At 47.0% G+C, this 11340-nt stretch carries 11 protein-coding genes; 4 read left to right on the top strand and 7 right to left on the bottom strand.

Annotated features, from left to right (window positions below):
- The first annotated feature begins 6 nt into the window (after window positions 1–6).
- From ACQG11_RS14410 to ACQG11_RS14420, 3 genes are all read left to right on the top strand, one after another.
- Window positions 7–1422 (top strand): phage DNA ejection protein, encoded by a 1416-nt coding sequence (locus tag ACQG11_RS14410; protein WP_426728483.1) that lies wholly within the window; start codon window positions 7–9, stop codon window positions 1420–1422.
- The gene (locus ACQG11_RS14415; RefSeq protein ID WP_426728898.1) at window positions 1422–3347 is read left to right on the top strand and encodes a lytic transglycosylase domain-containing protein; all 1926 of its coding nucleotides are present in this window, start codon (window positions 1422–1424) and stop codon (window positions 3345–3347) included. The genes ACQG11_RS14410 and ACQG11_RS14415 overlap by 1 nt, the downstream gene beginning before the upstream one ends.
- Before the next feature lie 156 nt (window positions 3348–3503).
- Window positions 3504–5393: a phage head-binding domain-containing protein gene (locus ACQG11_RS14420; protein WP_426728484.1), complete on the top strand. Its 1890-nt coding sequence runs from the start codon at window positions 3504–3506 to the stop codon at window positions 5391–5393.
- A 13-nt stretch (window positions 5394–5406) separates the two neighbouring features.
- Here the strand turns inward: ACQG11_RS14420 and ACQG11_RS14425 are convergent, their stop codons facing one another.
- Genes ACQG11_RS14425 through ACQG11_RS14435 form a run of 3 tightly spaced genes read right to left on the bottom strand, consistent with a single transcriptional unit; the run spans window position 5407 to window position 8095 of the window.
- Window positions 5407–6819 carry a glucosyltransferase domain-containing protein gene (locus tag ACQG11_RS14425; RefSeq protein ID WP_426728485.1) on the bottom strand — a complete coding sequence of 471 codons (1413 nt, stop codon included), beginning with the start codon at window positions 6817–6819 and terminating at the stop codon, window positions 5407–5409.
- Window positions 6819–7736 carry a glycosyltransferase family 2 protein gene (locus tag ACQG11_RS14430; RefSeq protein ID WP_426728486.1) on the bottom strand — a complete coding sequence of 306 codons (918 nt, stop codon included), beginning with the start codon at window positions 7734–7736 and terminating at the stop codon, window positions 6819–6821. The genes ACQG11_RS14425 and ACQG11_RS14430 overlap by 1 nt, the downstream gene beginning before the upstream one ends.
- Window positions 7733–8095: a GtrA family protein gene (locus tag ACQG11_RS14435; RefSeq protein WP_032667364.1), complete on the bottom strand. Its 363-nt coding sequence runs from the start codon at window positions 8093–8095 to the stop codon at window positions 7733–7735. Before ACQG11_RS14435 ends, ACQG11_RS14430 begins: the two co-directional genes overlap by 4 nt.
- Window positions 8096–8208: 113 nt before the next feature.
- Between ACQG11_RS14435 and ACQG11_RS14440 the strand changes: the two genes are divergently transcribed.
- Window positions 8209–8592 (top strand): S24 family peptidase, encoded by a 384-nt coding sequence (locus tag ACQG11_RS14440; protein ID WP_426728487.1) that lies wholly within the window; start codon window positions 8209–8211, stop codon window positions 8590–8592.
- Window positions 8593–8774: 182 nt separating this feature from the next.
- Here the strand turns inward: ACQG11_RS14440 and ACQG11_RS14445 are convergent, their stop codons facing one another.
- The 4 genes from ACQG11_RS14445 to ACQG11_RS14460 form a co-directional block, all read right to left on the bottom strand.
- Window positions 8775–9929, bottom strand: a complete 1155-nt coding sequence (locus ACQG11_RS14445; RefSeq protein WP_426728899.1) for a site-specific integrase — start codon at window positions 9927–9929, stop codon at window positions 8775–8777.
- The gene (locus ACQG11_RS14450; protein ID WP_260472324.1) at window positions 9812–10159 is read right to left on the bottom strand and encodes a helix-turn-helix domain-containing protein; all 348 of its coding nucleotides are present in this window, start codon (window positions 10157–10159) and stop codon (window positions 9812–9814) included. The genes ACQG11_RS14445 and ACQG11_RS14450 overlap by 118 nt, the downstream gene beginning before the upstream one ends.
- Before the next feature lie 268 nt (window positions 10160–10427).
- Window positions 10428–10988 carry a hypothetical protein gene (locus tag ACQG11_RS14455; protein ID WP_426728488.1) on the bottom strand — a complete coding sequence of 187 codons (561 nt, stop codon included), beginning with the start codon at window positions 10986–10988 and terminating at the stop codon, window positions 10428–10430.
- Between the two features lie 10 nt (window positions 10989–10998).
- Window positions 10999–11199, bottom strand: a complete 201-nt coding sequence (locus tag ACQG11_RS14460) for a hypothetical protein (RefSeq protein ID WP_426728489.1) — start codon at window positions 11197–11199, stop codon at window positions 10999–11001.
- Between the last annotated feature and the right edge of the window lie 141 nt (window positions 11200–11340).

An 11340-nucleotide genomic window follows, 5' to 3' on the forward strand; every position in this document is an offset into this window, starting at 1 on the left:
GAAATCATGGCTACATGGCAGCAGTCAGGTAACCCGGGCGGGTTGCTGGCAAGTCTTGGCGGGGTAAACACAAACGCACCACAAGCCAGTGATGCAAACGCCGCTCTCGCCTTCATTCGTCAGAACAATGAAGACGAACGCTCAGGCCGTAACAACATTGGCTTGCAGGCATTGCAGGGCATTGGCTCAGTGATGGATATCTACAAGCATCAGGAACAGGCCCAGCGAAAGCAGCAATTCCAGCAGGCTTATGGCCAGGCCTACGCATCAGGTGATCGCAATGCTATGCGTCAGCTTGCAGCACAATTCCCAGACCAGGTGGAAGCTGTTCGTAACGGCATGAAATTTGTCGATGAAGACCAGCGTGCAACAGTGGGAAATTTGGCAGCAGGTGCGAGGCTTGCAGCATCATCTCCTGAAGCAATGAATGCATGGCTTAAGAATAATGCCTCAGACCTACAGCGCTCAGGTTTGGATCCTGCCGAGGTGGCTCAGGCTTACCAGCAAAACCCGCAACAGTTTGGAGAGTTTGCTGATCACTTGGGAATGGCTGCGCTTGGACCGGTTGATTACTTCAACGCGCAGGACAAAATAGCAGGACAAGAAATTGACAGAGGGAAGCTAGCTGAGCAAATCAGGAGCAACCAAGCTTCGGAGGAAAACACTAGACGTGGACAAAATATGTCCTACTCATCGGCAATGACTGGGCATAACCTAGCTGCGCAGAGGCTTGCTCTTGACCAACAAGAATTTGGTCTTAAAGTTCAGCAGGCACAAGAAAAGGCTCAGCAGTTAATTTCCGAAGCGCCAAAGCTTTCAGTAAACATGGAAAAGGGCATTGAAACAGCTGTGAATAATGCCACCGCCTCATCAAATTCAGCTGATTCCATGAGTGCGTTAGCTCAGCAGTTCAGGCAGGAGAAGCCTACAACGGGCCTGTTTGGTAATGCTAACAATATGTTTGCAAAACTAACAGGAAGTGAGACGGCATTGCGAGACCTGCGCATACGTCAAAATGCAATTATCAACTCCCAGGTGCTTAAGTATCTTCCTCCTGGTCCTGCAACTGACCGTGATGTGAACCTTGCCCGTGAGGGAGCGCCTTCGTCATGGGACGATCCAGATATAGTTGCTAACTGGCTTGATGCAAACGCACGACTTGAACGACGCAATGCCCAGTTTAATGAGTTTAAATCTGAATGGATGAGCGCTAACGGCAATCCAGGTCAGTCGCGCAATGGCGGCCAAATTCTTGGAATGGATGTTAAGAAAGGAGAGTCGCTTGGCTCTGCTGTAAAACGCTACATGGCTAATAACCCAATAGATATGGCTACGCCAGCAGCAACAGGGCAACCATCTCAGCAGCCTAAGCAGGCAGCAACGCATACTTCTAAGTCAGGAATTCAATTTACGGTGGAATGATGAAAGTTACAGCTAATGGCAAGACATTCACTTTCCCTGACGGGACGAGCACGGATGATATCGGTGCAGCAATTGATGAGTATTTTGCTGGTCAATCAACAGCATCGCAGCCACAACAGCAAACCCAAGCATCAGGTCAGCCGCAGGACTCATCGCAACAGCAGCAACAAGGAGGATTCCTGTCTGACCTCGGTAATGCGGCAGCAGAAACAGGTCGCGGATTGCTTCAGGCGGGCGTGAACCTGGCCAACATCCCTGCATCAATGGCTGATGCTGTAGCGAGCGCAGGGGCATGGGCTGGCAATAAGCTGGGATTAGGTGATGGCACATACCAGCCAGCGCCGCGTGTAACCACGGAAGGGCTGGCACAGGATTTAGGACTTCAGCAGGGAGCGCTAACCCCTCAGACCACGGAAGGTAAAATCTTCGCCGAAGCATTGCCATACCTGACACCTGTAGGTGCTGAGAGAATTGCCACTCAAGCTCCGACGATTGCCGGTCGAGTAGCGCAAGGAGCATCACGCTTACTGGCAGAAAACGCAGTAGGCTCGATGGCTGCGAATAGCGAACAGAATGACCCCTCAGCACTGGCTACCGACCTTGGCACTGGAGTCGTATTAGGCGGCGCTATTAATCAGCTTGGGCGCGTTGCTGGAGCTGCATATCGTGGTGTAAAGGGTGCAATCTCTCCAGAAGCACAGCAGGCGATCCGATTCGCCAATTCTGCCGATGTTCCGCTTCATACAACAGACGTATTGCAGCCAAATTCCCGCGTTGGACGAATGGCACAAACAACAGCGGAGAATATTCCATTTGCTGGCACAAGCACTATGCGAGCCAATCAACAGGAAGCGCGCAGCCAACTGGTGAATGAATACGCATCTCGCTTTGGAGAGTATGACCCGTCCATAGTAATTGGCAGCCTCAAATCCAAAACTGCTGGTATCAAACAGGCAGCCGGCAATCGGCTTGAACAAGTTCAGAACGCCATGACTGGAGTAACAATACAGCCTACCAGAGCGCTACAGCAGATTGATGACGAGATAGCCAGCCTTCAGAAGCTTGGCAAGGTCGCAGACACGGATACCATCAGCAAGCTCCAGGCATATCGTGATGAACTGGCTGGCGGTAATGTTGATTTGCAGCAATTGAGCAACTTACGGAGTCAATTCAGACAGGATGTTAAGGGTGAGCGCGTCGTTATGCCTAATCGCTCAGATGCGGCTATTCAGCGCGTTTACAGGGCGATGACCGGAGACATTGATAGTTCTATTGGTCAGAACCTTGGAAACGATACATTGCGTCGCTACAAGCAGGCTAATGCTGTGTACGCCGACGAGGCAAGCAAACTCCAGAATACGCGTCTGAAGAACGCTCTGATGAAAGGTGACCTGACGCCAGAGGTCGTAAACAACATGCTTTTCAGTAAGAACAAGTCTGAGGTCCAGAATCTCTACAACTCTGTCGGCCTGGTAGGTCGAGCTCAGATGCGTAACGGAATTATCGGGAAGGCGATGGAGAAATCTGGTGGTTCGCCTGACCAGTTCCTGAGACAGGTTAACCTGATGTCTAACCAGACGGGAATCGCGTTCAAAGGGCGTGATGCAGCATATCTGAAAGGGCTTAAGAACTATCTTGAGTCAACGAAGCGAGCAGGTCAGGCTGGGGTAACTACTCCGACAGGTCAACAGACCATCCCATTCATAATGGGCATTGGCACCGTGACGAATCCGGCTTTGATTGGCGTTGGTGGTGGTTATGGTCTTCTTGCAAGAATGTATGAGAGCGAGCCGGCACGTAATGCAATGCTTCGCCTGGCTAACACTCCAAGAGGCTCAACAGCCTTTGAAAAAGCGTTATCTGATGTTGAGCGAGTAGTTAACTCATTCGCCCAGGGTGCGAAATCTGAGGCATTAAGTGAATAGGGCGACTCCTACACAGATGCCGAAGATTAAGAAAGCAAAATTCAACCAGTCTCGTTCCATAAACCCTCCACTCTTTTAACCAATTATAACCGACCTTAACGCAACGCTGCGCAAGTTTTAGCTTGTGCGGCTTTGCTGCGCCCGGAGCAAAAATAAATGTCAGATATCACTACCAATGTCGTAGTATCTATGCCCAGCCAGTTGTATACGATGGCGCGCTCTTTCAAAGCAGTAGCAAACGGCAAAATCTATATTGGTCAGCCTGATACTGACCCAACTATTCCGTCAAACCAGATACAGGTATATCTTGAGAATGAAGATGGAAGCCATGTACCCGTGCCTCAACCTCTCATTATCAACGCTGGCGGATATCCAGTCTACAATGGACAAATCGCTAAGTTTGTTACCGTTGATAACTACAGCATGGCAGTCTATGACGCTTACGGCGCGCAGCAGTTCTACTTCAATGACCTCCTGAAGTACTCACCTGACCAGTTAAGGCAGCAGCTTGAAGACCCTGACGGCGCGACTAAATATCCTGAGTTACAGATTTCCCGCTGGCGTGACGATTTAGACGTACGCGGATGGGGAGTATTTCCTGATGGAACTGACGTTACTGCAAAACTGTGTGCAGCTTTAGATTATGCTAACGGGGATTATTCTCAGTTAGTTGAATATGGAAAGAACAGAAAGTCACTCCATATTCCTCCTGGCGACTATGTGGTTAATAACCTTAATTTAACTGGCATTCACGCTTCTGCTGGTCGCTTTGTGATCCGCTGTAACGTTGATTGTGTAGGCCGCATTCCTAACGGGGATTTCCTTGTTGCGCATGTTCGCTCAATTAATGTGAGTGGTTTGTCAGGAAAGAGTCTCACTATCAGAGGGTTCCAGTTCTGCAATTTTGTAAACATCGATTTTAGCGGAAATATCACTACCATGGGTTCAGATAGCTTCTCATTGCCAGGATTAATTGCATGGGGAGGCGGATCGTACTGGAATAATTTTGATAGACTTCGAGCTGGAACGTCAGCAGGTGGTGGCAAGTTAATTCTCGATGTTTCAGACGGGGCAGTGAATCAGAATACATTTACGCAGTATGCGGGAGGAGGGATACTTTTAACAAATAATGGTAATACTGGCCTGATTGATTGCCATCAAAACATATTTATCGGTCTTGATACGGCAGGGTCATCAACATTTGCTTTGGAAAACACAACTGTATCTAATCAGTCAAATATAGTTATGGGTCTTTATTCGGAAGTTGTTGGGAATGGCAGAATCACAGGCAACTGGCAAATCATGGGATATAGGATTCAGTTTGGTAATGCAGCGTCAACCATGAGCCATATGAATCACATGATTTTTTCAGAATACAACAGCAACCAGCAGGGTGGAGATTTCCTGTCGGCATCCATAAATAATCTTTGCCCAAGCGGGGATTGGAGCACCATAACAAACGGTGGTTATCCTGTAGATTATGCTTCTCTTGGTGACGTGGCTCTTTTGGGAAATGATACAAATGAACCTTCTGGCTGTGGGAGATATTACGGATTCTCATCTGCAACACAGCAATCAAGTTTGACTGTAACGTTGACAAAAACAACCACTGGTTACATACGAGGAGCCTTCTACTTCAGGGGGGACGATCCAGTACAGATATCTGTTGAGGCCACCGATGGTACAAACGCATACTTCATGGATGTAACAAAGTATTTTGTTGTTAGTAATAACTGGCGTCTGTATAAAGTATCTGCGCCAACTAACGATAAGACAAAAACGTACAGATTGAGGATAGTAGTTGGCTTGGGTAAAACAGGCCTTCTCGGAGCAAGCACATTTTCGCCTTACAATGCCTCGCACCTCCCTGTTTTTTGTGGTTGGGATAAATCTAAAGGGAAGCATAATACTGCTCCAACGTACAGTGGAGCCCCAGTTGGTTTTATATACTACAGAAGTTCTCCGGTAAACCCACCTACAGACCCAACATACGCATGGGTGCACAAAGGCTCAGGAGCATATTCATCGATAAATGTTGCATCTTAAAAAAATGGCCGCGTTAGCGGCCATTACCTAACACTATGACAGCGGTCGCTCCATCAAAAAAGATGGAGTAATCATCATTCTTTTCGAACGGTTTGCTTTTCATTGATCGTAATAACTCTCTGTTGTAACGATCCTTGCCATAACCAAGATAGACGTTTTTAACCCCCATTTCATTAAGCTGAAATGCAGCAATCCATTCTGAAGCTCTGCTGACAAAAGGTTCGTATACCTTCCGACCACTAACAATTCTAGATGTCATAGGGCTGTAGTTGACAGTGCCAACGAACCGGACATCTTTGATATCATTAATGTTGCGCAGGTCACTTTTAACGGCAGAAAAAACAACTTGCTCGTAATCTCTTTGAAGTTTCATTGCATTAGCAACATTTGCGGTAAAAGCGAAAACGGATATCACGGGCAAGAAAGCAATGAATCTTGTAATATTTATGTGGCTCAACATATATGTTATTACAACAAATATCATGCTAAAGCTAACAAGGGTGCGTGGTGCGATAGGTGCGTTTTTAAGAAGAACCGCTGGACCTAAAAGTGATACGTACAGAGACAAGAACACAATAAAGATTGATAACGTTATTTTAAATGCACCAGTTTTAATGTTCTTGGTAAAATAAACTACTATCCCGAGCAATAATGCGATTGCGAAGTAAATAAGATTTAAACCTTCAAAATAAGATAACACAAAATGATTTAACCTTGATAGAGTGTTACCTAGTAAACCTATTTCACCAATGGAAATGGTTTCTGCTCTTGAATTTCCGCTGGCGAATATCTTTGAAATGCTTATCAGATACACTGCATATGCAGTTACAAACACCAAGCACCTGCTTGCTACAATTTTGAAAACGTCAGTATAAGCTCTATTCTTCAATGAAATAAGAACTTCAAAGCCTATTAAAGCTATGAACACATTCGTGCACGTTTGATATGTGCTTAGCGCCAGTATCAACGAGATAACTGATACAGTATACTTTATTGCAATGCTCTTACTAAAAAAACAAAATGAAAAAACACTTAATGCAAATGCAAGTGACATTCCGATGCTATCAAATCGATAAGCAACATTTTGTAAATAAAATGGATTGAAGATAATCATTGCCGATATCAGGCGATAATTAACCTCACCACTTCTTTTAAGATGGCAACCAAGGAAGTAAGCGGCTAATGCAATAAATACAGATGTGTATACTATTGATAATGGGAATAAATCGACAGCATGCGTGGATGATGAAGAAATCAATACCAAGATCAGGTCAGCAAAAGGCCTGCCGAGTGCACTCCACCCAAAGTAACCAGTTGTGGCCCTGTCTAGGTCATCCCTATAGTAAACACCAGCCATCATTAAAGGTAAGAAAAATACAAAGGCGGCGCTGAAGTAAATAGTGAAATCTTTTTTGTTAAGATGCATTACTTATTACCCTTCAAAATATAACGAGGACGCTGCTTAACCTCGACATAAATTCTTCCGATGTATTCACCCAGGACGCCGATACCGATTAGCTGGATGCCTCCAAGAAACAGGATAGAAACCAGTAAAGATGGATAACCACGCACGGCGTTACCGAATGCAATCGTGTCAAATATCATCCATGCACCATAAAGGAAGGCTGCACCGGCAACAAAGAGACCGATGTAAGTCCACATGCGCAGCGGGAAGGTAGAGAAGCTGGTAATCCCCTCAAGGGCAAGGTTCCAGAGTTTCCATCCGTTGAATTTTGTGCTTCCTGCAACGCGTTCTGCGCGCGCATATTCAACAACATCTGTGCGGCCACCAACCCAGCTCAATACGCCCTTCATGAACAGGTTTCGTTCTGGCATGAGCTTAATGTTTTCCACCACCTCGCGGGACATAAGGCGGAAGTCGCCAACGTTTTCTTCGATCTGCGGGTTGCTGATTTTGTTATGAAGTTTATAGAACCACTCAGCTGATTTACGCTTTAGCCGGCTGTCAGTGGAGCGGTCAGAGCGCTTAGCCAGCACCATATCTGCGCCGGACTGCCATTTCTCTATCAGGTGAGGAATAACTTCGATAGGGTCTTGTAGGTCAACGTCAATCGGGATAATCGCTTCACCGGTCGCATGGTCAAGCCCGGCGAATAGAGCTGGCTCTTTCCCAAAGTTGCGAGTGAACGACAGCGGCACAACAAGCGGATCTGCAATGGCAAGCGCGTTAATAATTGATTCTGTGGCGTCTTTGCTACCGTCATTTATGAAGACTATCTCAACTTCATGCTGCTGAAGCCCTTCAAATTCCCGAACGGTTTTATAGAAGATAGGAATTGCTTCTTCTTCATTAAATACCGGAACGACCAGAGAAATTTTCATTTCGCATCCCTAAAGACAATGAACTTTGAATAGATAAACCCGCACACCAGACTGATTGCGGAGAAGAGAATGAGAGTCACGATTGGAGCCATGCCAGACCTATCAGCGCACCATCCAACAATCGCGCTCAGTGATCCCATGAATCCTACGTAAAGCATGTAGCGCATGGTGGTAGTCGAGGACTTAAACGTGAACCTGGCGTTTGCAAAGAAGCTGAAAGACACTGCCACGACGAATCCGGCGAAGTTGCCAAGTGCCTGACCTGTATGGAATGCGTAAATGCAAACGGCGAACACGACCCAATGTATGAGCGTGTTGATGACACCTATTGATGTGTACTTGGCGAATAACTTTAACATGATATAAATCAGTGAATTCTGAAAGGTCTGAAGTGTAGCACCACAAAGACTATTGATCGATACCGCCGATCGATAATACTGCATGCATATACAGTAACTATCGGAGGTGAGTTATGGGATTCCCGAGCCCGGCTGCTGATTACGTTGAGAACCGCCTGTCGCTTGATGAGCGCTTCATCCATAAGCCGTCTGCTACATATTACATGAAGGCGTCAGAGACCATCTATCGCTGCGGCATCATGAAAGATGCGCTGCTTGTCATCGACTCGTCACTAAATCCATGTGATGGCTCCTTGCTGGTTTGTGAGGTGGAAGGCGAGTTTAAGGTGAAGATTTACCGGACATATCCTCAGCCTCACCTTGAGAACGCGCTGAACGGCAGGAAGGAAAAGTTACCTGGTCACTTTGAAGGAGTAGAGAGCCCAGTGTTTGGAGTCATAACGTACATCATCAACGATGCTCGGACGGGTGAGTTTGATGACTGCCCGGTGATGTGAGACAGAAATGGGACACGCAAAGCTTTGCATCGGTTTGCAAGGCTTTGCATGTTTTATCAAGATGGGACGTGTGAGCGCAGTGTTGGCGGGGTATGTTATTGAGTTAAAAGGTAGTTCTTATAATTCGTAATGCGAAGGTCGTAGGTTCGACTCCTATTATCGGCACCAGTTATTTCAATTACTTACCTTACATTCAAGTAAACCACATTCTCCTCTTGTGCCGTATTTGTGACATTGCGACCAATAATCGCATCAATTTTGCTCGCGTGCTCAGTAAGATGTCCGGCAGACAAATGGGCATATCGTTGAACCATTTCCAGCGTCTCCCATCCACCCATTTCCTTCAGCGCCAGAAGTGAAACACCAGACTGAACAAGCCAGCTTGCCCAAGTATGCCTGAGGTCATGGAAGCGGAAATTGCTAATGCCTGCCCGCTTTAGTGCTCCCTTCCATGCCTTATTGCTATCTGTCCGCATTTTTCTGACTGCTGCCGTTTTGGTTCCGTCGCTTCTGTACCCGGGAGTCGTGTGAACGAACACCCAGCGCTTATGCAGACCTTGCTGCTTCCTGAGTATCCCTACCGCTGTTTCGTTCAGTGGAACGCCGATGGCGTTTCCGGCTTTAGTTTCGTCAGGGTGCATCCATGCCATCCGCTTATCCAGGTCGACCTGTGACCATTCGAGGTCGGTTACGTTCGAGCGACGAAGGCCAGTGGTGACCGCAAACATAACGACCGGGAAGAAGTGAGGGGCTATCTCTGCAAAAAGACGCTTCGACTCTTCTTCCGTCAGCCAGCGGATGCGGCCATTCTTCACCCGGGGCGTGGATATCTTCGGCGCTTTATCCAGCCACCCCCACTGCACCGCCATATTCAGAATTGCCCTGAGTATCGCCAAGTGCCTAGTCTTTGTTCCTTTCGTTGCGAGCTTTGGAATATAATCTGGAACTGGTTTCGATAGCCTTAAACACCTGTCTCTGGTCATTTCCCAGTTCAGGCGATGGCGGCGGTTTTCCATTCCGTCTACCGCCTCCATTATTTTGTCTGTTGTGATGTCAGCGAGAACAGTCTCTCTGAAATGCAGTAACCAGAACTTAATGATGCTTTTGTCATCATCCAGGCTCTTCTTATCCTCTTTCTCCCTGAGCCATCTTATGCAGGCCTCCTTGAATAGCTTCTTAGGCGACTCCCCAAGTTGTTTTACCCGCCACGCTTCCGACTTCAGACGATCGTGAAGTTCCTGCGCTTCTCTCTTGTCTGAGGTTTCAAGAGAGCGTCTAACTCGTGATCCATCTGGCGAGACGAAGTCACAGTGCCACGTGCCACCGCGTAGTTTGATTGACATGCTTTTTCCTCCTGCACATCAACCGCATTCACTGCGCTATTGTGTCGCACAGACTTTAGCGCCGCAATGCAGTCTGACTTGCAAATGCGATAAGGGCTTTTAGGTTTGTTGGGATTTATTTTTGCTGCCTGAAGTCGACCGCTGCGTATCCATTGCGTGATGGTCCCTTTGTCGACTTTCAGATATGACGCAGCCTCCTCACGAGTGAAGATTTCTTCTTCCACAGGATTCTCCGGTTATAGAATTGTCAGTCGGTAGGTCTGGATATCTTGAGAAATGCACAGGCCTCATCGAGTGTGAGGCTGTGTGATTCCATGGTTAATTTCCTGCTAGCACATAGATAAACCCAATCCATCCAAACATCTCGACTGCCCAGAAAAACAGTCCTACAGGTATGAGCTCTTTATAGAGGTCTCGCTTAAGGTAGAGATATGCCATATGGATGCCGATTATCATTATCTATCTCCAATAAAAAACCGCCATTGCGGCGGCCTAGTCGATGCGGATGTGTGGAATCTTACCGGCTGCTATGGCGTCGTAAAATTTCTCAGCGACAGCTTTTTTACCGTGTACAGGATTTGCCCGTTCACCAACAAGAGAGTCGATCAGTTCTATCATTTCTTGTATGGAAGCATCTCGATTCTTATCTGCTTCTGAGCGGATAGGGCGGAATTCCCATTGCCTAGAATCAAGTCCAGTTGAAACATTGTCGTTCCAGAATCCAAAAACATGACCATTTTCAATAGCGACCACTCTGAATTTATTCCAATTCAGCTGCGCGGGCTGCTTTCCTTCGCACTCACATCCCACCGGAGGCAACCCCTCGCCATCCCACTCCTCATTTCGAATAAGCTTTTCAATATGCCTGGCGCCTTCGTCTGCCACCAAACACCCCGCATCAACTTTCTCCACGGCAAGGTCTGTAGTTGCACGGTATGTCGCACCTAGATAATGAAACCTAACTCCATATGCTTTGAAGTCTTCTGCTCCTATAGAGATCAATGCAATCCCCAATTTTTTCGCAATTAACTGTTTAAGCTCAATCAGTTTCACACCCATCTCCTTACGCTAATTTCTTATACACGCGAGGCTCATCAACAGTAGCCGCGCGAAGTTCGTGCTCGTGATGCACCGAGTAGTTGCCGTCATCCCAACGCACCCACACTTTCGGATGGTAGCTATCCGGCTCAATCTGGCTCTCAACCATCCCTCTGATGCCTCCAGACTTAAGCTGCACTAACGCGCCCACAGAAAATTTAGCCATAGTTGACCCTCTGACATGTGAATGAGTGAAGAGATAGCGCTCAGAGCCATAATTCCGACAATGAGCCAGATAATTGGGTTAGCGTGCATCTCTCACCATCCTGTATGTGTCCCTTACATCAATGCATGCCCTGTAAGCGAT

This window comes from Enterobacter cloacae complex sp. 372C4 (assembly GCF_050030615.1).
Taxonomy (GTDB): domain Bacteria; phylum Pseudomonadota; class Gammaproteobacteria; order Enterobacterales; family Enterobacteriaceae; genus Enterobacter; species Enterobacter intestinihominis.